The sequence below is a fragment of the Pseudomonas sp. NPDC087185 genome (genome assembly GCF_044744955.1).
GTDB lineage: Bacteria > Pseudomonadota > Gammaproteobacteria > Pseudomonadales > Pseudomonadaceae > Aquipseudomonas.
Genome location: NZ_JBIUZK010000004.1, coordinates 494,968 through 515,948, shown reverse-complemented (window position 1 = coordinate 515,948; position 20,981 = coordinate 494,968). Strand labels below are relative to the sequence as shown.

Below are 20,981 nucleotides of genomic sequence, written 5' to 3'. Positions count from 1 at the left end.
CTGGGCAGCGCCCCCTGGCATATCAAGGCGTGCTCAGTACCAGAAGCCAAGGCCCATAGCTGCGCACTTCACCACCATGGGGCCGGATCACAGCCCGCAAGGCAGCCTCAGGCTTGCGCAGGTCATAAACACCGGTAACACGCTTGTCACCCAACGCATCATCGCGCAGCAGCACCTTGCCTGGCAGGTACCGCGCCAGCTCCTGCACCAGCTCGGTGACACGCTGGTCATCGGCGATCAACTGCCCCTGGCGCCAGGCTGCGGCCTGCGAAGGTACGAAGGTCTCCACGTGCGCGATGCCATCGGCATACCGCAGCCGCTGCCCGGCTGTAAGTGCGCCAGACAGCACATGAGCACTCCCGGCCTCTTCGACCCGCACCGAGCCATGCTGCACATCCACACCCACCCTGCCCGGCCTTAGCTGGACGTTGAACGCAGTGCCGGTGACCGTCACCCGTACGTCGTCGGCACGCACATGGAACGGCTTGGCCTTGTTGGGCGTGACTTCGAAGAAGGCCTGGCCAGCGAGCAGGCGCACGTCACGGTGATCGCCTGAGTAATCCACGCTGATGGCCGTGTCGCTGTCCAGCTGCACCACGCTGCCATCAGCTAGCGTCACATCCCGCGTCTCGCCTTGGGCGGTGCGGTAGTCAGCCTGCAGGCGCAAGCTCAGCGATGGCGCCACGGCTACCAGCAGGCAGGCTGCCACCGCAGCGCCCAGCCACCAGCGGCGGGTTGGCGCTCTTTTGGGCAGCGGCACCACCGTGGCTGTCGCAGGTTGCGCGGGCCACTGCTCGGCAGTGGCAGGCGCCAGGTGCCCCGTCAGGCGCCAGACCCGCTCGGCCTGGCCGTAGGCTTGGGCATTGGCCACATCGCTGGCACACCACTGCGCCAGCTCGGCACGCAGCTGGGCGTCGTGCGGGGCCTGCTGGATGCGCAGGAGCCAGTCCAGGGCTTGGTCGCGGCGGCTGGATACGCGGTCTGCTGACGTCATGTCCGGCAAGTCTCCAGGGGGCTCGGGGGCGCGAAGGGTCGCACAGAGTCGGCCCGTTGAGCAAAGGACGCGCCAGCCGCAGGTTTTTTCACAGTTCGCCCTCCAGCTGTTCCATGCAATGGCGCAAGGCGTCGTGGACCAACTGGTGCACCAGGCTCACCGAAATGTTCAAGTGGGCCGCCACCTGCTGCAGGGTGAAGCCACCCAGGCGATGCATTTCGAAGGCCAGCCGGGTGCGCTCGGGCAGCGCTTCGAGGGCGCGGCTGATGGCAGCGAGTTCGTCCTGCTGGGTGATGGTCTGCTCGGGCGAGGCGCTGCTGGACGGCAGTTCGGCCAGCATCTCGTCGCCACCGGGCTGGGCCTTTTCAGTGGCCATGCGCCGGATTTGATCAAGCGCCAGGTTGCGCACGATGCGGTAGAGGTAACTGGCCGGGTGGCGGATATCGGCGTCGCTGGCCTGGCGGTTGAAGCGCAGCCAGGCTTCCTGCACCACATCTTCTGCACGGGCACGGCAACCCACGATTGGCGAGGCGTAGTCGACCAATGCTGCCCGGTGGGCCAGGTAGAGCTGCAGTTTGTCGTCCGCCACGGGGTGGTATGCCAAGCGATTTCGGGGGCGGGGATGTTACCTGTAGTCGAGAATCATTATCAACCAATCATCTAGTGTTGCCTTCTTGGCCCTCATCGCCGACGAGCCGGCACCCACAGCTACCGCACCGATAAGAGGCCTGGCGGTGAATCTGTAGGAGCCGGCTTGCCGGCGATTGGGCTGCAAAGCAGCCCCGAGGCCTTAGAGCCTCACACTGGCGAACGTCGACTCATTACGCGCCTGGCTCAGCGCCGCCATCGGCCCGCTGTGCGGCGACAGGGTCATGGCCTGAGGAATCGGCATCATTGCCACCTGCTGCGCAGTATTGGAGCCTACCCGCTCATCGCGCGGCGGAATGCCGAAATACTCGCGGTAACACTTGGAGAAGTGCGGAGTAGAGACGAAGCCGCACACCGAAGCCACTTCGATGATCGACATCGGCGTCTGCTTGAGCAGCTGCCGCGCACGGATCAGGCGCAGCTTCAGGTAGTAGCGTGACGGCGAGCAATGCAGGTACTTCTGGAACAGTCGCTCGAGCTGGCGCCGCGATACCGCCACATACACCGCCAGTTCGTCGAGGTCGATCGGCTCTTCGAGGTTGGCCTCCATCAGCGCAACGATTTCCTGCAGCTTCGGCTGGTTGGTGCCGAGCATGTGCTTGAGCGGCACGCGCTGGTGGTCCTGTTCGTTACGGATACGCTCGTAGACGAACATTTCGGAGATCGCCGCCGACAGCTCACGGCCGTGATCGCGGCTGATCAGGTGCAGCATCATGTCCAGCGGCGCAGTGCCGCCGGAGCTGGTGAAGCGGTTGCGGTCGAGGGTGAACAGGCGCGTGCTCATGTTCACCCGCGGGAAGGCCTCCTGCATGGCGGCCAGGCATTCCCAATGCACACTGCAATCGAAGCCATCGAGCAGGCCGGCGCAGGCCAGCGCCCAGCTGCCGGTGCACACCGCACCCAGGCGGCGCGACTGGCGGGCCTGGGCCTGCAGCCAGGTGACATGTTCGCGGGTGACGGTGCGCTGAATGCCCACGCCGCCGCAGACGATCACGGTATCGATGGGCGGCGCGCTGTGCATGGCGGCGTCGGGGGTGATCTGCAGGCCGTCGCTGGCCCATACCTGGCCGCCATCAACGGTCAGGGTGTGCCAGCGGTACAGCTCACGGCCGGACAACTGGTTGGCCATGCGCAGCGGCTCGACGGCCGACGCCAGGGAAATCAGGGTGAAATTGTCCAGTAGGAGAAAACCGATGGACTGGGGTGCTGTGCGGTTCTGGGTTGGGTTCCCGGAGGTGTACGACGTCATCGCGATTTCTCCTCACACAAATGCAGGGTGTGCCTCAGGCGGGCACTGATTTTTTGTTATGACCCCCTGGTCATGTTCCGGGGGGTAGGTTGCCAATCTGAACGCAAACGCCGTGCCGGTTATTGAACGGCCATCCAAAAAATCCTGAAAACGACGCCTTTGTTGAGCTATTCAGGGGGTTGCGTAAAGTTGCCTGCCCTTCGCAAAGCGGCGTACTAGCGCGCTGCATGTAACGGTTGAGCAAATTGGTGACACGCGCCTTGCAGGTTTCCCAGAAACGACACTCTTGAGTGTCACCGACAATGCGCACACTGATCACGACATCCGACAATCGGTAGATGCGCAGACGCCCCATAATGGGGCGCCGTGACGAGAATAGCGCGTGATCAGCGCATCAGCATTCGATGGCGCTGACCGCCAGGCCACCGCGCGAAGTCTCTTTATATTTGTCGTGCATGTCGGCACCGGTGTCGCGCATCGTGCGGATGACCTGGTCGAGTGAAATGAAGTGTTCACCGTCACCCCGCAGGGCCATCTGTACCGCATTGATCGCCTTTACCGCAGCAATCGCGTTGCGCTCGATACACGGCACCTGCACCAGGCCACCCACCGGGTCGCAGGTCAGGCCAAGGTTGTGCTCAAGGGCGATTTCGGCAGCGTTCTCCACTTGCCCTGGTGTACCGCCCAGCACTTCGGCAAGGCCCGCCGCAGCCATGGCGCACGCTGAGCCGACTTCCCCCTGGCAACCGACTTCGGCACCGGAAATTGAAGCGTTCTTCTTGCACAGGATGCCAACGGCAGCGGCACCGAGGAAGAAGTCGACCACGCTGGACTCATCGACCTCATCACTGAAGCGCATGTAGTAGTGCAGCACTGCCGGGATGATGCCGGCCGCGCCGTTGGTGGGCGCGGTGACCATGCGCCCGCCCGCGGCGTTTTCTTCGTTGACCGCCAGGGCGAACAGGTTGACCCACTCCATGGCGCTCATGGTCGAGCCGATCACGTTGGGCTTGCCGATCTCCTGCAGGCTGCGGTGCAGCTTGGCGGCCCGGCGGCGCACGTTCAGCCCGCCGGGCAGTGTGCCTTCGTACTTGAGGCCATTGTTGACGCAGTCCTGCATGGCCTCCCAGAGCTTGTGCAGGCCGGCGCGGATCTCGTCCTCGCTGCGCCAGACCTTCTCGTTGGCCATCATCAATTGCGACACGCTGAGGTCGTTTTGCTTGCACAGGCGCAGCAGTTCGGCGGCGCTGTTGAAGTCGTAGGGCAGCACCGTCTGGTCGGCGTCCAGCACGCCACTGGCGGCCTGTGCGGCATCGACCACAAAACCGCCGCCCACCGAGTAGTAGGTGTCGCGGTGCAGCTCGCCCTGCTCGCCTTCGGCGATCAGGGTCATGGCGTTGGGGTGGTACGGCAGGTTCTCGTCCAGCAACAGCATGTCGCGGGCCCAAACGAACTCGATGGGCAGGCGGTTATCCAGCTTCAGGGTATTGGTTTCGCGCAGGTCGGCGATACGCGGGACGATCTGGGTCGGGTCGATGGCGTCCGGCCATTCGCCCATCAGGCCCATGATGGTGGCGTTGTCGGTGCCGTGACCAATGCCGGTGGCCGACAGTGAACCGTACAGCCGTACCTCGATCCTTTTCACCCGTTCCAGCTCGCCGCGTTCACGCAGGCCCTGGACGAACAAGGCACCCGCACGCATGGGGCCGACGGTATGCGAGCTGGAGGGCCCGACACCGATCTTGAACAGGTCGAACACGCTGATGGCCATTGTCGCTTCACCTCTTGCTGGGCTTGTCTCTGCGCGCCATGCGCAGGGCGGGGCAACTGCTAGGCTGAAGCTGCGAGCCGCCACGAATGCACGCATCATCGGGCTTTTACGCACCCCCTCGCCGTCTGCAACCGACGTACTTTTGTCCAGCAGCGCCGTGCTGTTTTGGCCATTTGTGCGCCGCTTTCCGGCGCTTGGATGACGGAAAAATGCGCCGACGAGGGTGGATAAACCCATAAGCGACATCGCCCGTACTGGATACGACCCGTTGCGTACTGGATACGACCCCACCAGTAGGCGATTGCCCGGCGCTGGAGGATTATCGAAAGCGACTCGTATTGCACGGCCTCGCATCCTGCCCTCTGCAGGCCTGGTCGACCGGACCCTGAGAAAGCCCGGCGGCCCTCGCGAACCCGAAGATAAAATCACAGGAGTCCATCCATGAAAGGTTCACCCTCGCTGTTGCTGGTCGCGTTGCTGTCCGCACCGTTACTGGCCCAGGCTGCAGAACCCGAGCAGTGTCAGACGGTGCGTTTCTCCGATGTCGGCTGGACCGACATCACGGTGACCACCGCGACCACCAGCGTTGTGCTCGAAGCACTGGGCTACAAGACCAAAACCACTATGATCTCGGTACCGGTGACCTACAAGTCGCTGGCCGCCGGCAAGGACCTGGACGTGTTTCTCGGCAACTGGATGCCGACCATGGAGAACGACATCAAGCAGTACCGCGATGCCGGTACGGTAGAAACCGTGCGCGCCAACCTGGAAAACGCCAAGTACACCTTGGCGGTGCCACAGGCGTTGTACGACAAGGGCCTCAAGGACTTTGCCGATATTCCCAAGTTCAAGCAGGAGCTGGACGGCAAGATCTACGGCATCGAGCCCGGCAACGATGGCAACCGCACCATCCAGAGCATGATCGACAAGAACGCCTTCGGCCTCAAGGACGCCGGTTTCAAGATCGTGCAGTCGAGCGAGGCCGGCATGCTGTCGCAGGTCGACCGGGCACAGAAGCGCGGTGAACCGATCGTGTTCCTGGGCTGGGAACCGCACCCGATGAACACCCGCTTCAAGATGCAGTACCTGACTGGCGGGGATGAGTTTTTCGGCCCCGACTTCGGCAAGGCGACCGTGCTGACCAACACCCGCAAAGGCTATGCACAGGAGTGCAGCAACGTTGGCCAGCTGCTGAAGAACCTGTCGTTCGAGCTCAAGGATGAAAGCACCATGATGGGCTATGTCCTGGACGACAAGATGAAGCCCGAGGCGGCCGCACAGAAGTGGCTCAAGGACAACCCAGGCAAGCTGGACGCCTGGCTGGCCGGGGTGACCACCGTGGATGGCAAACCCGGCCTCGAGGCGGCCAAAGCCAAACTGACGCAATAACGCAAGACGCTCAAGCAACACCGCGGGGCGGGACCGTGTTCGCCCCGGACTGATTTCAATCTTTGCAGGTGGAAGCTCGCTATCATGCTTATCGATCAGAAAATACCCCTGGGCCAGTACATCGCGTCGTTCGTCGAATGGCTGACCCAGAATGGCGCCGCTTACTTCGACGCCATCGCCCAAGGCCTGGAATTCATGATCCATGGGGTTACCAGCACCCTGACCTGGTTCAACCCATTCGTCCTCATCGCCCTGTTCGCAGGCTTGGCGCACTTGATCCAGCGCAAATGGGCGCTGACCGTGTTCGTCGCGTTGTCGTTCCTGCTGATCCTCAACCTGGGGTACTGGCAGGAAACCATGGAAACCCTGGCGCAGGTCACCTTCGCCACGGTGGTGTGCGTGGCCATCGGCGTGCCGCTGGGCATCGTCGCCGCGCACAAGCCGATGTTCTATACCGCCATGCGGCCGGTCCTCGACCTGATGCAGACGGTGCCGACCTTCGTTTACCTGATCCCTACCCTGACCCTGTTCGGCCTGGGCGTGGTACCGGGGCTGATCTCGACGGTGGTGTTCGCCATCGCCGCGCCGATTCGCCTGACTTACCTGGGCATCTGCGACGTGCCGCAAGAGCTGCTCGACGCCGGCAAGGCCTTTGGCTGCTCGCGCCGCCAGCTGCTGACGCGCATCGAACTGCCGCACGCCATGCCGAGCATCGCCGCCGGCGTCACCCAGTGCATCATGCTGTCGCTGTCGATGGTGGTGATCGCCGCGCTGGTGGGCGCCGATGGCCTGGGCAAACCCGTGGTCAACGCACTGAACACCGCCGATATCTCCCTGGGCTTCGAAGCGGGCCTGGCGATCGTGCTGCTGGCGATCATGCTCGACCGTATCTGCAAGCAACCGGAAGTCACGGTAAGGGGTGAAGCATGAGCATCATTCGGTTCGAAGACGTCGACGTCATCTTCTCCAACAAGCCGCGCGAGGCCTTGTCGCTGCTCGACCAGGGCAAGACCCGCGAGCAGATCCTCAAGCAGACGGGCCTGGTGGTCGGCGTCGAAAAAGCCAACCTGGACATCAACAAGGGCGAGATCTGCGTGCTGATGGGCTTGTCCGGTTCGGGCAAGTCGAGCCTGCTGCGCTGCATCAACGGCCTCAACACCGTCAGCCGCGGCAAGCTGTTCGTCGAGCACGAAGGCAAGCACATCGACATCGCCCACTGCACCCCGGCCGAGCTGAAGATGATGCGCACCAAGCGTATCGCCATGGTGTTCCAGAAATTCGCCCTGATGCCCTGGCTGACAGTGCGCGAGAACATCAGCTTTGGCCTGGAGATGCAGGGCCGGCCTGAAAAGGAACGGCGCAAGCTGGTCGACGAGAAGCTTGAGCTGGTGGGCCTGACTCAATGGCGTAACAAGAAGCCGGACGAACTGTCCGGTGGCATGCAGCAGCGCGTGGGCCTGGCCCGGGCGCTGGCGATGGATGCCGACATCCTGCTGATGGACGAACCCTTCTCGGCGCTTGACCCACTGATCCGCCAGGGCCTGCAGGACGAGTTGCTGGAGCTGCAGCGCAAGCTGAGCAAGACCATCGTGTTCGTCAGCCATGACCTGGACGAGGCGCTCAAGCTGGGCAGCCGCATTGCAATCATGAAAGACGGCCGGATCATCCAGTACAGCAAGCCCGAAGAGATCGTGCTGAACCCGGCGGATGAATACGTGCGCACCTTCGTCGCCCACACCAACCCGTTGAACGTGCTGTGCGGCCGCAGCCTGATGCGTACCCTGGACAACTGCAAGCGGATCAATGGTTCGGTGTGCCTGGACCCGAGCATCGACTCGTGGCTGGACCTGGGCGAAGGCGGTTCGCTCAAGCGCGCACGCCAGGGGCAGAATGGGCTCGACCTGCAGAACTGGGCGCCGGGGGAGGATGTGGATTTGCTGGAGCGTCGGCCTACATTGGTGAATGCCGACATCGGTATGCGCGAGGCGCTGCGGATTCGTTATCAAACCGGCAACAAGCTGGTGCTGCAGGATAACGACAAGGTGGTGGGGATTCTTGGGGATACCGAGCTTTACCACGCATTGCTGGGCAAGAACCACGGGTGAAACAACTGGGGCCGCTTTGCGGCCCCAAATAGTGAATCAGCGAACCACAATCCCGCGCGAAGCCATGTAGGCCTTGGCCTCAGGCACCGTGTACTCACCGAAGTGGAAGATGCTCGCCGCCAGCACCGCGCTGGCGTGCCCTTCGAGAATCCCGTCCGCCAGGTGCTGCAGGTTACCCACACCACCCGAAGCGATCACCGGAATGCCCAGCGCATCGCTGATGGCGCGGGTCACACCCAGGTCGAAACCGTTCTTCATGCCGTCCTGGTCCATGCTGGTCAGCAGGATTTCGCCGGCACCCAGGCCTTCCATTTTCTTCGCCCACTCCACGGCATCCAGCCCGGTCGGTTTGCGCCCGCCGTGGGTGAAGATTTCCCAACGCGGCTCTTCACCGGGTGCGGAAACCTTCTTGGCGTCGATGGCCACCACGATGCACTGCGAACCGAAACGGTCGGCCGCCTCGCCCACGAACTCCGGGTTGAACACTGCGGCGGTGTTGATCGAAACCTTGTCGGCACCGGCGTTGAGCAGGTTGCGGATGTCCTGCACGGTACGCACGCCACCGCCCACGGTCAGCGGGATGAACACCTGGCTGGCCATGCGCTCGACGGTATGCAGGGTGGTATCGCGGCCATCGACGCTGGCGGTGATGTCGAGGAAGGTGATTTCGTCGGCACCCTGCTCGTTGTAGCGACGGGCGATTTCCACCGGGTCACCGGCGTCACGGATGTTCTCGAACTTGACGCCCTTGACCACCCGGCCGTTGTCCACGTCCAGGCAAGGGATGATGCGCTTGGCCAGTGCCATGGTTCAGTCCTCAGCCTTGGTAGTTGTCGCAGAAGGCCTGGGCCTCGGCGACATCGAGGGTGCCTTCGTAGATGGCACGGCCGGTGATGGCGCCGACGATGCCTGGCGCCTTGGCGTCCAGCAGGGCCTTGATGTCACCCAGGTTGTGGATGCCGCCGGAGGCGATCACCGGAATACGCGTGGCTTCGGCCAGGGCCTTGGTGAAGGGCACGTTGCAGCCTTGCATCATGCCGTCCTTGGCGATGTCGGTGTAGACGATCGCCGAGACGCCATCGGCCTCGAAACGCTTGGCCAGGTCGATGACCTGCACCGAGCTCACTTCGGCCCAGCCGTCGGTGGCGACGAAACCGTCCTTGGCATCCAGGCCGACGATGACCTTGCCCGGGAACGCCTTGCACGCTTCAGCGACGAACTCCGGCTGCTTGACCGCCTTGGTGCCGATGATCACGTAGCTGACGCCAGCCTTGACGTAGTGCTCGATGGTTTCCAGCGAGCGGATGCCGCCACCGATCTGGATCGGCAGGGTCGGGTAGCGCTTGGCGATGGCGGTAACCACTTCACCGTTGACCGGCTGGCCTTCGAAGGCGCCGTTGAGGTCGACCAGGTGCAGGCGGCGGCAGCCACCCTCGACCCACTTGGCGGCCATGCTCACCGGGTCGTCGGAAAATACCGTGGAGTCTTCCATGCGGCCCTGGCGCAGGCGCACGCAAGCACCGTCCTTCAGATCGATAGCGGGGATAATCAGCATCTTGGGAACCTGTCTATTTGTTGGGTTTCAGGGCTTCTCGAGTGCCCACAGGTCGCTTTCGATGCTCTCGAACCGCTCCTTGAGGTGCAGCTGAACATCGGCAATCGCCCTGTTGTAGTAATGGGGTGCAATTTCTTTGCTGAACAGGTCGAGGACCTCGGCCACCTCGAACGACCCCAGCTGCAGCTCGAAGCGGTCTTCGAGAAAACGCTTCAAGGTATCGAGCGCCTCGCGCTCCTGCTCGGCGGCCAGCGTGATGATCGGGGCCTTGGTCTTCGACCTGCTCATTTACCAGCGCCCGTCCCAGGCAACGAAGTTCTGCAGCAACTGCAGGCCATGGGTATGGCTCTTCTCCGGGTGGAACTGCACGGCAAAGCGCGAGCCATCGGCCAGCGCGGCGGCGAAGTCGACGCCATAGTGGCCGCGGCCGACCACCTGGCCCGGCTTGCCGGCATTGATGTAGTAGCTGTGCACGAAATAGAAGCGCGCGCGGTCAGGGATGTCGTGCCACAGCGGGTGGTCGATGGTCTGGCCGACTTCGTTCCAGCCCATGTGCGGCACTTTCAGGTGCTCGCCGCCTTCCTGCAGGTCTTTGCCGAAAAAACGCACCTGGCCAGGGAACAGGCCGATGCAATCGACGCCGTTGTTCTCTTCGCTGTGCTCGAGCAGCGCTTGCATGCCGACACAGATGCCGAGGAATGGGCGGTCCTGGCTTACTTCGTGAACCAGGCTGTCGAAGCCCAGGCGACGGATTTCGGCCATGCAGTCGCGAATCGCGCCCACGCCCGGGAACACAACGCGGTCAGCCTCGCGAATAACCGCGGCGTCGCTGGTGACCAGCACCTTGCCGGCGCCGACGTGTTCCAGCGCCTTGGCCACCGAGTGCAAGTTGCCCATGCCATAGTCGATTACGGCTACCGTCTGCATTTACAGGCATCCCTTGGTGGATGGCATCTGCCCGGCCATGCGCTCGTCCAGGGTCACGGCCATGCGCAGCGCGCGGCCGAATGCCTTGAACACGGTTTCGATCTGGTGGTGGGTGTTGTGGCCACGCAGGTTGTCGATGTGCAGGCTGACCAGGGCGTGGTTGACGAAGCCCTGGAAGAATTCCTGGAACAGGTCGACATCGAAGCCACCGACCGTGGCGCGGGTGTAGGGCACGTGCATCTGCAGGCCTGGGCGGCCCGAGAAGTCGATGACCACGCGCGACAGCGCTTCATCCAGCGGCACATAGGCATGGCCGTAGCGGAAGATGCCTTTCTTGTCGCCGATGGCCTGGGCGAATGCCTGGCCCAGCGTGATACCGACGTCTTCGACGGTATGGTGATCGTCGATATGCAGGTCACCCTTGCACTCGATATCCAGATCGATCAGCCCATGTCGGGCGATCTGGTCGAGCATGTGTTCAAGGAAAGGCACGCCGATATCGAATCGGGCCTTGCCACTGCCATCGAGGTTGATCGAGCACTTGACCTGGGTTTCCAGGGTATTGCGCTCGACGGAAGCCTTACGTTCGACCATCACCAGCTCCGCAAAATCATTGGGCGAAAAGGGCTCCATTATAGGCCCAGAACGCTCAAGCTTGAAACGCGGATGACATATGGCAATGCGAAGGGCTGCTTTGCAGCCCAATCGCCGGCAAGCCGGCCCCCACAGAGCCCCCACAAAACGCAAGCACAGTAAGAAACCTGTAGGAGCGGCCTTGCGTCGCGAAAGGGGCGCACCGCGCCCCCAGCTTTTAGCGCTTAATGGAACAACACCGCCGTCTTTTGCAGGGTAATCCACACCCCCCAGGCCAGCGGAATCACCACCACCGCCCAGGCAACCAGCACCAGCGGCAGGCTACCCGGTGCGGCATGCCACTCCAGCGAACGGGCGCCATCGGCACCTTTGTCGTGGCTCAGCGCACGCTCGGCGGCCAGCTCGGCATCGCTCATGAAGTGCTTGTCGGCCACCGGGCGCACCAGCAGGTTGCAGATAAAGCCCAGCACCAGCAGCCCGGCGAGGATGTACAGGGTCATGTCATAGGCAGCAGCACGCTCCACCCCCGCCGCCAGTTGATACTCGCGCAGGTAGGTGATCAGCACCGGGCCAAGCACACCGGCGGCAGCCCAGGCCGTCAGCAGGCGGCCGTGAATAGCGCCGACCATCTGCGTGCCGAACAGGTCGGCCAGGTAAGCCGGCACCGTGGCGAAACCACCGCCGTACATCGACAGGATGATGCAGAACGCCGCCACGAACAGCGCCACGTTGCCCAGGTGGCCCATGTTCGGCACCAGGCTGTAGAGGCCCACGCCCAGGGCGAAGAAGGCGAAGTAGGTGTTCTTGCGGCCGATGTAGTCCGAGAACGACGCCCAGAAGAACCGCCCACCGATGTTGAACAGGCTCAGAAGGCCGGTGAAGCCGGCGGCGATCGCTGCAATCTGCGCCAGTTGCGCGGCGTTCAACTCGCTGAAGGTCAGTTCGTTGCCCAGCAGCTTGCCGGCAAACACTTCCTGCAGCAGCGGCGAAGCCATGCCGAGGATGCCGATGCCCGCCGACACGTTGAGGCACAGTACCAGCCAGATCAGCGCAAACTGTGGGGTTTTCCACGCCACACTGACATGCACATGGCGGTCGGTGACCATCGCGTTGGCTTTTTTCACCGGCGCGGTCCAGCCTTCCGGTTTCCAGCCAGTGGGCGGCACGCGGTACGCCAAGGCGCCTGCGGTCATGAACACGAAGTAGATGGCGGCCATGGCGACGAAGCTCTGCCACACGCCAACTTCATGCTCGTTGCCAAAGTGCCCCATCAGCGCGGTGGCCAAGGGTGCACCCACCATCGCGCCGCCGCCGAAGCCCATGATCGCCATGCCGGTGGCCATGCCGCGTTTGTCCGGGAACCACTTGATCAAGGTCGAAACCGGCGAGATGTAGCCCAGGCCCAGGCCGATACCGCCGATCACACCAGAGCCCAGCCACATCAGCCACAGCTGATGGGTCTTCACCCCAATCGCCGAAATCAGCATGCCGCCACACCAGCACAGGGCCGACACCAAGCCTGCCTTGCGCGGGCCGGCGTGTTCCAGCCAGCCGCCCAGCACGGCTGCCGAGCAACCGAGGAAGACGAAGAACAGGGTGTAGATCCAGCTCAGCATGGAAATCGGCCAGTCGCATTCGGCGCTGAACATACGGGCGATGAAGCCCATGTCCGCCGAACAGGCGACCGGCGCGGTGATGCCGATGGCCTGCGACAGCGGCAGCCAGAATACGGAGAAACCGTAGGCCATGCCGATGCACAGGTGAATAGCCAGCGCAGCCGGGGGTACCAGCCAGCGGTTGAAGCCCGGGCGGGCGATGATGCGCTCCTTCGACAGGAAGCCCGGCGCGCTGGCCACCGCTCCTGCCGTGATACTGCTGTTCATGGATTCGATCCTTTTGTAGGTAGACAGTGCTTGCGGATTGAATGCCGGCTCTTCTGAATGCACGTGAGGCGTGGCCGTTGCATGGCAACGCACCGCGACAATGGGTCGCGGGCGCTTCGAAAGCGGCGCAAGAGTACCAGTTCGCTCATGACATGGAAGCAATCTGATATCGTTATTTTTCGCCCGGCTGAATCGGTATTGCTCACAGGCAAATGGAAGGAACTGCCCGAACCGCAACTGTCGAATCCCACAACACGTGGTCAATTAGTAGGAAATGCTCTGTATCTCTTGTCTGATACGCAGGGCCTACCACTGCGGCGCTATACTCTGCCGCTTGAAATTCAAAAACGGACTACAAGGACTCGCCCATGAAAGCGTTCGGCAAAATCCTGGGACTGGGGCTTCTCGGGTTGCTGCTGATCATCGTGGCGCTGGGCTTCGCCCTGACCCACCTCTTCGATCCCAACGACTATAAAGACGAGATCCGCCAGTTGGCGCGCGACAAGGCCCACGTCGAGCTGACCCTCAACGGCGACATCGGCTGGAGCCTGTTCCCCTGGCTGGGCCTGGAGCTGCACGAAGCCAGCATCGCCACGCTGAACAAGCCCAAGGAACCCTTCGCCGACCTGCAGATGCTCGGCCTGTCGGTACGCGTGCTGCCCTTGCTGCGCCGCGAAGTGCAGATGAGCGATGTGCGCGTCGAAGGCCTGAACCTGACCTTGGCCCGCGATGAGCAAGGCCATGGCAACTGGGAAGACATCGGCAAACCGCTGCCGGCACAGGATGGCGCTACCGCCAGCACGCCAGCGCCGGCCGAGCAGCCAGGCGCACCGGTAGAAAGCAGCAGCGAACGCGCAGTCAAGCTCGACATCGACAGCCTCACCGTGAACAACGCCCGCGTGCAGTACACCGATGCCAAGACCGGCCAGAGCTACAGCGCCGAAAGCATCCAGCTGAGCACCGGCCCGGTCCACGAAGGCGCGAACATCCCGCTCAAGGCCAGCGCCTTCCTCAGCGCCAGCCAGCCGAGCCTCAAGGCCCGCATCGAGCTTGCCGGCGAGTTGCGTTTCGACCGCAAGCTCAAGCGCTACAACTTCGAAGACATGCGCCTGGCTGGCGAAACCTCGGGCGAGCCCTTTGCCGGCAAGACCATGACGTTCGCCGCCCAAGGCCAGTTGCTGGTCGACATGGCGGCCAATGTCGCCTCGTGGAACGGCCTTAAAATCTCCGCCAACCAGCTGCGCGCCCTGGGCGAGCTGAACCTGCGCGACCTGGACAAGGCGCCGCAGCTCAGCGGCGGCCTGTCCATCGCCCAGTTCGACCTGCGCACCTTCCTCGACGGCATCGGCCACCCGCTGCCGGCCACCAACGACCCTGCCGCCTTCAACAAGCTGGAGCTGGTCAGCCGCCTGCAGGGCACGCCGAACAGCCTGGCCCTGGAAGACCTGGCAGTGAAACTGGACGACAGCACCTTCAGCGGCCGAGTAGCCATCGAAGACTTCGCCAAGCAGGCCCTGCGCGTGCAGCTCAAAGGCGACAAGTTCGACGCCGACCGCTATCTGCCGGCCAAGAGCGAAGAAGCCAAGGGCGCCACTGCGGCGCGCCAGAATGAGGTCAAGCAACAAGAGGCCAGCGCCGTGGCCGGTGCCGGCAGCTCACCGCTGCCAAACGCCCCGACCCAGGTGGCCTGGAGCAATGACAAACTGCTGCCGGTGGACCGCCTGCGTGCCCTCGACCTGCAGGCGGACCTTGCCTTTGGCTCGCTGACCCTGGACAAGCTGCCGATCAGCGACGCCCAGCTGCAGGCCACCGGCCAAGGCGGCCTGGTCACCCTGCAAACCCTGCGCGGCGGCCTCTACAACGGCAGCTTCGAAGCCAAGGGCACCGTCGACGTGCGCCCAGCCGTACCGCAGCTCGGCATCATCACCAAGATCACCCGGGTGCCGGTCGAGCACTTCATCAAGGCCGAAGACAACGGCCAGGCCCCGCCGGTCAAAGGCCTGCTGACCCTGACCAGTGATCTGACCGCCACCGGTAACAGCCAGAAGGCAGTGGTCGACACCCTCAACGGCAGCGCAAACTTCACCATCAACGACGGCGTGCTGGTCAATGCCAACCTGGAACAGCAACTCTGCCAGGCCATCGCCACCCTCAACCGCAAGTCGCTCAGCGGTGAACCGCGCGGCAAGGACACCCCGTTCGAAGAACTGCGCGGCAGCCTGGTGGTGCGCAACGGCGTGGCCAGCAACCCGGACCTCAAGGCGCGCATCCCGGGCCTGACCGTCAACGGCCATGGCGACCTCGACCTGCGTGTGCTGGGCATGGACTACAACGTTGGCGTGGTCGTCGAAGGCGACCAGCGCGCGATGCCCGACCCGGCCTGCCAGGTGAATGAACGCTTCGTCGGCGTCGAAGTGCCGCTGCGCTGCCGCGGCCCGCTGGAGCTGGGCGCCAAGGCTTGCCGCCTGGACCAGGACGGCCTGGGCAAGGTTGCGGCCAAGCTGGCCGGCAACCGCCTGAAAGACAAGATCGATGAAAAGCTCGATGAAAAACTCGGAGACAAAGTGAGCCCAGAATTGAAAGACGCGCTCAAGGGGCTGTTCAAGCGATGAGCCCTGCGCAGTTCTCCAGCGCCGTGCTGGATTGGTACGACCAGCACGGCCGGCACGACCTGCCCTGGCAACAGGGCATCAACCCTTACCGGGTGTGGGTGTCGGAAATCATGCTGCAACAGACCCAGGTCAGCACTGTGCTGAACTACTTCGACCGCTTCATGCAGGCCCTGCCCACCGTACAGGCCCTGGCCGAGGCGCCGGAAGACGAAGTGCTGCACCTGTGGACCGGGCTGGGTTACTACACCCGCGCGCGCAACCTGCAGAAGGCCGCGAAGATCGTTGTCGAGCAGCATGGCGGCGAGTTCCCACGCAGTGTCGAACAGCTCACCGAGCTGCCTGGCATCGGCCGCTCCACCGCCGGTGCCATTGCCAGTATCAGCATGGGCATCCGCGCGCCGATCCTCGACGGCAACGTCAAACGCGTGCTGGCCCGCTACACCGCGCAGGCTGGTTACCCGGGCGAGCCTAAGGTGGCCAACCAGCTGTGGGCCACCGCCGAGCGCTTTACCCCGCAACACCGCGCCAACCACTACACCCAAGCGATGATGGACATGGGCGCGACGCTGTGTACCCGCAGCAAGCCCAGCTGCCTGATCTGCCCGCTGCAACGGGGCTGCGAAGCGCACCTGCACGGTGAAGAAACCCGCTACCCCGAGCCCAAGCCGCGCAAGGCCCTGCCACAACGCCGCACATTGATGCCGCTGCTGGCCAACCACGAAGGCGCCATCCTGCTTTACCGCCGCCCATCCACTGGCCTGTGGGGTGGCCTGTGGAGCCTGCCCGAACTGGACGACATCGAACAGCTCGACGACCTCGCCTATCAACATGGCCTGCGCTTGGCCGAAAGCCGCGCGCTGGACGGCCTGACCCACACTTTCAGCCATTTCCAGCTGGCGATCGAGCCGTGGCTGGTGCGTGTCGACCCTGTCGGCCAGCACGTGGCCGAGGCCGACTGGCTCTGGTATAACCTCGCCACCCCGCCGCGCCTGGGCCTCGCCGCCCCGGTCAAGAAGCTGCTCAAACGCGCGGCCGACGAACTGATTGCAGGAGACGCCCGATGACCCGCACCGTGATGTGCCGCAAGTACAACGAACAACTGCCAGGCCTGGAACGCCCGCCCTACCCCGGCGCCAAGGGCCAGGACATCTACGAACACATCTCGCAGCAAGCCTGGGCAGAGTGGCAGAAACACCAGACGCTGCTGATCAACGAAAAGCGCCTGAACATGATGAACGCAGAGGACCGCAAGTTCATCCAGGGCGAGATGGACAAGTTTTTCGCCGGCGAAGACTACGCCCAGGCGGATGGCTACGTTCCACCGGCCGAATGACCCCAAAAAACGTAAGCGACGGAATTAATTTAAAATTTTTTCAAAAAGTCGTTGACGAGCGGTCTGGAAATCTATTTAATTCACCTCGTCGCCCAGATAGCTCAGTCGGTAGAGCAGAGGATTGAAAATCCTCGTGTCGGCGGTTCGACTCCGTCTCTGGGCACCACCTTCAAGCTTCTGGTGGTTGCAAAGTTACCCGAAGCGACAACAAGAAACCCGCCTAGTGCGGGTTTTTTGTTGCCTGGGTTTTTTCGCGCCCTTCTGCCTCACTTCTCATTGTTGACCAACATCAACAAGCGCCTTCTCGCTCAAACCCACAATTGCAGACGGACACACGACCCGACCCTGCAAGGACCTCCATGAGCGAAGAAACTCCCCTGCTGCTCCCCGCCACCGACAGCCCCACGCCAAGCCCCTCGCCAAAACCGCGCCCACGCCGCCCCCGTCAGCGCAAACCCGAGCCGGCCATCACCCAGATCAGCCAGGCACCGGCCGCGCTGGAAGTGGCCAGCGCACCGAAGGGCAGCAACGAGGACAGCACCTCTGCGCGCCTGCCGGCCAGCTACCCCTACCCCACGCGCATGCGCCGCCAGGAATACGAAAAGGCCAAGCACGCGCTGCAGATCGAGCTGCTCAAGGTGCAAAGCTGGGCCAAGGAAACCGGCCAACGCGTGGTGGTGCTGTTCGAAGGGCGAGATGCAGCGGGCAAGGGTGGCACCATCAAGCGCTTCATGGAGCACCTGAACCCGCGGGGCGCGCGGATCGTGGCACTGGAGAAGCCTTCCGAACAGGAAAAGGGCCAGTGGTATTTCCAGCGCTACATCCAGCACCTGCCGACGGCAGGCGAAATGGTGTTCTTTGACCGCTCCTGGTACAACCGCGCCGGCGTCGAGAAGGTGATGGAGTTTTGCTCGCCCCTGCAATACCTGGAGTTCATGCGCCAGGCGCCAGACCTTGAGCGCATGCTGTGCAACAGCGGCATCCTGCTGTTCAAGTACTGGTTCTCGGTGAACCGCGAGGAGCAGCTGCGCCGCTTCATCTCGCGCCGGGACGACCCGCTCAAGCACTGGAAGCTCTCCCCCATCGACATCAAGTCGCTGGATAAATGGGAGGACTATACCGCCGCCAAGGAGGCAATGTTCTTCCACACCGACACCGCCGATGCGCCGTGGACGGTAATCAAGTCCGACGACAAGAAGCGCGCCCGGATCAACTGCATCCGCCACTTCCTGCATTCGCTGGACTACCCGGGCAAGGACCTCAGCGTGGCGTACGCGCCTGACGAACTGCTGGTCGGCCGGGCCTCGCGGGGGTTCGAGGAGGATGAACCGGCTGTGGTAGCGCGTTAGATAGCCGGGGCTGCTGTGCAGCCCCCCCTCAGCAACACTTGGGTTTCCTGGGCAACTACGCTTCAATACGCGCACTTTTCAGCCACACCCCAAGGATTTCCCATGGCCACGTCTACCAAGCAACAAAAACGCGCCAAACGCGCCGCCTCCAAGGCCAAGCAGAACCGCATGGTGCGCAGCGGCCAGGCCGTGAAGGCCAGCGCCGGCGACAGCGCCAGCATCGAACAGGTGTTCAACAAGGCCATGGAGTCGGACAGCTACAAAGAGCTGTTCGAGAAGATGAAAGCAGCGCAGGAAACCGGCCTGGTGGCGATGATCTCGGTGTTCCTGGTCGACCCGCTGCTGGCCCTGGTGCTCAAAGGGCACAAGGAAGAGCACGCCACCGACTACATCGTGCTGGTGTTCAACGCCTACCGCACCTGGCTCGATGGCGCTGACGAAGACACCACCATGGCCTGGCTTGAGAGCGACGAGTTCCAGGAAGCCTACATCGCCGCTTCCGAACTGGTGGCCAAGCAGCAGCAACAGCAGAAGCAGTTCGGCTGATCATCGGCGTGACATTGCAAACAAAAAGGCCGCGCCCCTTACAGGGCGCGGCCTTTTCATTGCAGCCAGCGCAGGTCAGTTATCCAGCGCCACCCGCCCAGAAGCCTGGCGCTTGCGGTGCACCAGCAAGCCTGCCGCCACCACACCAATGCTCAGCAGCGCAGTGGCAATGATCTCGGCACGTTGATCCTCACCCAGCGCCATCACCACCAGCACGGCAACGATGAAGGCAATGGTCGCCCAAGTCAGGCCCGGGAACAGCCACATCTTGAAGGCGATCTTCTCGCCACGTGCTTCACGCTGGCTGCGCATGCGCAGCTGCGAAATAGCGATCACCAGGTACACCAGCAGCGCAATGGCACCCGAGCTGGCCAGCAGGAACTCGAACACCTGGGCCGGCGCCACGTAGTTGGCGAATACGCAGAGGAACGCGGCTGCAGTCGACAGCAGAACCGCCACATGCGGGGTAGCCGCCTTGGTGGTGCGCTGGGCGATAGCCGGGGCGTCGCCACGCTTGCTCAGCGAGAACAGCATGCGCGAGGAGGTGTACAGCGCCGAGTTGAGGCAGCTGGTCACGGCAATCAGCACGACGATGTCGACGATCAGCTTGGCATTCGGCACGCCGATACGGCTCAGCACGGTCTGGTAAGAGCCGACTTCGGCCAGTGCCGGGTCGTTCCACGGCACCAGGGCCACGACCAGGAAGATCGACACCAGGTAGAACAGGCAGATACGCCAGATCACCGAGTTGGTCGCGCGGCTGATCTGCTTGCCCGGGTCTTTCGATTCGGCAGCGGCGATGGTGACGATTTCGGTACCCATGAACGAGAACATGGTGGTCAGCATGGCAGCCAGCACGGCGCCCAGGCCGTTAGGCATGAAGCCTTGGGTATCGAACAGGTGGCTGGCACCGCTCACCTGGCTGTTGGGGACGAAGCCGAACATGGCGACGCAGCCGACCACAATGAAGCCGATGATTGCCAGCACCTTGAGCAGGGCGAACCAGAACTCGAACTCGCCGTAGTTCTTCACGCTGCACAGGTTGGTCAGGGTCAGCGCCAGGGTGATCAGCAGGGAGAAGGCCCAGAGGTCGACGGCGGGGAACCAGGCATGCAGGATTGCCGCGGCGGCGTTGGCTTCCAGCGGAATCACCAGCACCCAGAACCACCAGTACAGCCAGCCAATGGTGAAACCGGCCCAGCGGCCAATGGCGCGGTCGGCGTAGGTGGAGAACGAGCCGGTGTCCGGCGAGGCGATCGCCATTTCACCGAGCATGCGCATCACCAGCACCACCAGGGTACCGGCAGCGGCATAGGCCAGCAGCACGGCGGGGCCGGCGGCGGCAATGGCGTGGCCGGAGCCGACGAACAGACCGGCGCCGATGACGCCAGCAATGGACAGCATGGTCACATGCCGTTGTTTGAGCCCCTGAGCGAGGTCATTGGAATTGTTACCGCTCATAAAACTACCTTTGTAAGGAGTGGACCACTCCGACTGCTTACCAAGCGCGCCTGGGGTTGGGGTAGGCGTCGCTGCAATCGGCGCTTTCGATAGGGCAATAAGCGGGCCACTTGCTGAATGCATTCGTCAGATAGCGCTGGCGGCTGTAAAGGGCGCGGCTTGCAGGGCATTCGGCCAAGCCCTGACCGAAAGGCCGCCAAATTCACAGATTACGGAAATACCCACTTACAAACGCACCACAGGTGCTCCTCGGTAACACCTATGCACCGTCGCAATGCAAAAAAAGTGCAACCCTGGGTACAACCTATGATCCCGCTGGGGCCTTCGCTGCTGAAGCCGCTTCTATGGGGGTTAGCGGTGCCTGTTGGGGCGGCTTTGGCCGCGAAGGGGGTCAAAAGCGCTTCCCAGCCTTGCCCAAAGCTGGCACCATCGCGCCTTTTTTCATCAAGGCTCTGGCGCTGGGCGAACCCATTGCGGACATCTGCGCGACGTTGCGCTGCAACGATGCGACAAATCCCCCGGCATTGCCCCGAGCCCCCTGCGACCCTGTTGGCCGCCATAATGC

Annotated in this window: 19 protein-coding genes and 1 tRNA gene; 9 read left to right on the top strand and 11 right to left on the bottom strand. The window is 63.0% G+C overall.

The annotated features are described in order from the left end of the window. Window positions 1-22: 22 nt before the first annotated feature. From ACIPIJ_RS16975 to ACIPIJ_RS16960, 4 genes are all read right to left on the bottom strand, one after another. The gene (locus ACIPIJ_RS16975; RefSeq protein ID WP_401078601.1) at window positions 23-994 is read right to left on the bottom strand and encodes a FecR family protein; all 972 of its coding nucleotides are present in this window, start codon (window positions 992-994) and stop codon (window positions 23-25) included. An 88-nt stretch (window positions 995-1,082) separates the two neighbouring features. Next, a complete protein-coding gene (locus ACIPIJ_RS16970) occupies window positions 1,083-1,598 on the bottom strand; it encodes a sigma-70 family RNA polymerase sigma factor (RefSeq protein WP_401078599.1) in 516 nt (171 codons plus the stop codon). A gap of 186 nt (window positions 1,599-1,784) precedes the next feature. Next, entirely contained in the window at window positions 1,785-2,891 is a 1,107-nt protein-coding gene (locus ACIPIJ_RS16965; protein ID WP_346613553.1) for a GlxA family transcriptional regulator, read from the bottom strand. A 394-nt stretch (window positions 2,892-3,285) separates the two neighbouring features. Next, on the bottom strand, window positions 3,286-4,662 hold the full coding sequence (locus ACIPIJ_RS16960; RefSeq protein WP_401078597.1) for an L-serine ammonia-lyase: 1,377 nt from the start codon (window positions 4,660-4,662) through the stop codon (window positions 3,286-3,288). A 441-nt stretch (window positions 4,663-5,103) separates the two neighbouring features. Here ACIPIJ_RS16960 and ACIPIJ_RS16955 point away from each other — a divergent pair, with 441 nt between their 5' ends. From ACIPIJ_RS16955 to choV, 3 genes are all read left to right on the top strand, one after another. After that, entirely contained in the window at window positions 5,104-6,051 is a 948-nt protein-coding gene (locus ACIPIJ_RS16955) for a choline ABC transporter substrate-binding protein (RefSeq protein ID WP_401078594.1), read from the top strand. A gap of 81 nt (window positions 6,052-6,132) precedes the next feature. Beyond that, window positions 6,133-6,981, top strand: coding sequence for a choline ABC transporter permease subunit (choW, locus tag ACIPIJ_RS16950; protein ID WP_401078971.1), 849 nt, complete (start codon window positions 6,133-6,135; stop codon window positions 6,979-6,981). Beyond that, a complete protein-coding gene (choV, locus tag ACIPIJ_RS16945) occupies window positions 6,978-8,156 on the top strand; it encodes a choline ABC transporter ATP-binding protein (protein WP_401078592.1) in 1,179 nt (392 codons plus the stop codon). Before choW ends, choV begins: the two co-directional genes overlap by 4 nt. A 36-nt stretch (window positions 8,157-8,192) precedes the next feature. Here the strand turns inward: choV and hisF are convergent, their stop codons facing one another. From hisF to ACIPIJ_RS16915, 6 genes are all read right to left on the bottom strand, one after another. After that, window positions 8,193-8,963, bottom strand: a complete 771-nt coding sequence (hisF, locus tag ACIPIJ_RS16940; protein WP_264310662.1) for an imidazole glycerol phosphate synthase subunit HisF — start codon at window positions 8,961-8,963, stop codon at window positions 8,193-8,195. Between the two features lie 10 nt (window positions 8,964-8,973). Continuing rightward, window positions 8,974-9,711 carry a 1-(5-phosphoribosyl)-5-[(5-phosphoribosylamino)methylideneamino]imidazole-4-carboxamide isomerase gene (hisA, locus tag ACIPIJ_RS16935; protein WP_060494680.1) on the bottom strand — a complete coding sequence of 246 codons (738 nt, stop codon included), beginning with the start codon at window positions 9,709-9,711 and terminating at the stop codon, window positions 8,974-8,976. A 27-nt stretch (window positions 9,712-9,738) separates the two neighbouring features. Continuing rightward, on the bottom strand, window positions 9,739-9,999 hold the full coding sequence (locus ACIPIJ_RS16930) for a DUF2164 domain-containing protein (RefSeq protein WP_401078588.1): 261 nt from the start codon (window positions 9,997-9,999) through the stop codon (window positions 9,739-9,741). After that, on the bottom strand, window positions 10,000-10,638 hold the full coding sequence (gene hisH, locus ACIPIJ_RS16925; RefSeq protein ID WP_401078586.1) for an imidazole glycerol phosphate synthase subunit HisH: 639 nt from the start codon (window positions 10,636-10,638) through the stop codon (window positions 10,000-10,002). Next, window positions 10,639-11,232 (bottom strand): imidazoleglycerol-phosphate dehydratase HisB, encoded by a 594-nt coding sequence (gene hisB, locus ACIPIJ_RS16920; protein WP_346613547.1) that lies wholly within the window; start codon window positions 11,230-11,232, stop codon window positions 10,639-10,641. It abuts the gene before it with no gap. A gap of 224 nt (window positions 11,233-11,456) precedes the next feature. Beyond that, complete coding sequence (locus tag ACIPIJ_RS16915; RefSeq protein ID WP_401078583.1) at window positions 11,457-13,115, bottom strand: OFA family MFS transporter; 1,659 nt, start codon at window positions 13,113-13,115, stop codon at window positions 11,457-11,459. Window positions 13,116-13,483: 368 nt separating this feature from the next. Between ACIPIJ_RS16915 and ACIPIJ_RS16910 the strand changes: the two genes are divergently transcribed. The 6 genes from ACIPIJ_RS16910 to ACIPIJ_RS16885 all read left to right on the top strand — a co-directional run bounded on the left by ACIPIJ_RS16910 (window position 13,484) and on the right by ACIPIJ_RS16885 (window position 18,955). After that, window positions 13,484-15,727, top strand: a complete 2,244-nt coding sequence (locus ACIPIJ_RS16910; RefSeq protein ID WP_401078580.1) for an AsmA family protein — start codon at window positions 13,484-13,486, stop codon at window positions 15,725-15,727. Continuing rightward, window positions 15,724-16,791 carry an A/G-specific adenine glycosylase gene (mutY, locus tag ACIPIJ_RS16905; RefSeq protein WP_401078577.1) on the top strand — a complete coding sequence of 356 codons (1,068 nt, stop codon included), beginning with the start codon at window positions 15,724-15,726 and terminating at the stop codon, window positions 16,789-16,791. Before ACIPIJ_RS16910 ends, mutY begins: the two co-directional genes overlap by 4 nt. Further along, a complete protein-coding gene (locus ACIPIJ_RS16900; RefSeq protein ID WP_401078574.1) occupies window positions 16,788-17,060 on the top strand; it encodes an oxidative damage protection protein in 273 nt (90 codons plus the stop codon). The genes mutY and ACIPIJ_RS16900 overlap by 4 nt, the downstream gene beginning before the upstream one ends. 90 nt (window positions 17,061-17,150) lie before the next feature. Then, window positions 17,151-17,226, top strand: a tRNA-Phe gene (locus ACIPIJ_RS16895). Between the two features lie 193 nt (window positions 17,227-17,419). After that, on the top strand, window positions 17,420-18,409 hold the full coding sequence (gene ppk2 / locus ACIPIJ_RS16890) for a polyphosphate kinase 2 (protein WP_401078571.1): 990 nt from the start codon (window positions 17,420-17,422) through the stop codon (window positions 18,407-18,409). Between the two features lie 102 nt (window positions 18,410-18,511). After that, window positions 18,512-18,955: a hypothetical protein gene (locus tag ACIPIJ_RS16885; RefSeq protein WP_401078568.1), complete on the top strand. Its 444-nt coding sequence runs from the start codon at window positions 18,512-18,514 to the stop codon at window positions 18,953-18,955. 75 nt (window positions 18,956-19,030) lie between these two features. Here the strand turns inward: ACIPIJ_RS16885 and gabP are convergent, their stop codons facing one another. Then, complete coding sequence (gabP, locus tag ACIPIJ_RS16880) at window positions 19,031-20,416, bottom strand: GABA permease (RefSeq protein ID WP_401078565.1); 1,386 nt, start codon at window positions 20,414-20,416, stop codon at window positions 19,031-19,033. Window positions 20,417-20,981: the final 565 nt, after the last annotated feature.

Bases quoted from the DNA above. Each gene is read 5' to 3' on its own strand.
- ACIPIJ_RS16975 (WP_401078601.1), bottom strand. From the start codon at position 994: ATGACGTCAGCAGACCGCGTATCCAGCCGCCGCGACCAAGCCCTGGAC.
- ACIPIJ_RS16965 (WP_346613553.1), bottom strand. From the start codon at position 2,891: ATGACGTCGTACACCTCCGGGAACCCAACCCAGAACCGCACAGCACCC.
- ACIPIJ_RS16960 (WP_401078597.1), bottom strand. From the start codon at position 4,662: ATGGCCATCAGCGTGTTCGACCTGTTCAAGATCGGTGTCGGGCCCTCC.
- ACIPIJ_RS16955 (WP_401078594.1), top strand. From the start codon at position 5,104: ATGAAAGGTTCACCCTCGCTGTTGCTGGTCGCGTTGCTGTCCGCACCG.
- choV (WP_401078592.1), top strand. From the start codon at position 6,978: ATGAGCATCATTCGGTTCGAAGACGTCGACGTCATCTTCTCCAACAAG.
- hisF (WP_264310662.1), bottom strand. From the start codon at position 8,963: ATGGCACTGGCCAAGCGCATCATCCCTTGCCTGGACGTGGACAACGGC.
- hisA (WP_060494680.1), bottom strand. From the start codon at position 9,711: ATGCTGATTATCCCCGCTATCGATCTGAAGGACGGTGCTTGCGTGCGC.
- ACIPIJ_RS16930 (WP_401078588.1), bottom strand. From the start codon at position 9,999: ATGAGCAGGTCGAAGACCAAGGCCCCGATCATCACGCTGGCCGCCGAG.
- hisH (WP_401078586.1), bottom strand. From the start codon at position 10,638: ATGCAGACGGTAGCCGTAATCGACTATGGCATGGGCAACTTGCACTCG.
- hisB (WP_346613547.1), bottom strand. From the start codon at position 11,232: ATGGTCGAACGTAAGGCTTCCGTCGAGCGCAATACCCTGGAAACCCAG.
- ACIPIJ_RS16915 (WP_401078583.1), bottom strand. From the start codon at position 13,115: ATGAACAGCAGTATCACGGCAGGAGCGGTGGCCAGCGCGCCGGGCTTC.
- ACIPIJ_RS16910 (WP_401078580.1), top strand. From the start codon at position 13,484: ATGAAAGCGTTCGGCAAAATCCTGGGACTGGGGCTTCTCGGGTTGCTG.
- mutY (WP_401078577.1), top strand. From the start codon at position 15,724: ATGAGCCCTGCGCAGTTCTCCAGCGCCGTGCTGGATTGGTACGACCAG.
- ACIPIJ_RS16900 (WP_401078574.1), top strand. From the start codon at position 16,788: ATGACCCGCACCGTGATGTGCCGCAAGTACAACGAACAACTGCCAGGC.
- ppk2 (WP_401078571.1), top strand. From the start codon at position 17,420: ATGAGCGAAGAAACTCCCCTGCTGCTCCCCGCCACCGACAGCCCCACG.
- ACIPIJ_RS16885 (WP_401078568.1), top strand. From the start codon at position 18,512: ATGGCCACGTCTACCAAGCAACAAAAACGCGCCAAACGCGCCGCCTCC.
- gabP (WP_401078565.1), bottom strand. From the start codon at position 20,416: ATGAGCGGTAACAATTCCAATGACCTCGCTCAGGGGCTCAAACAACGG.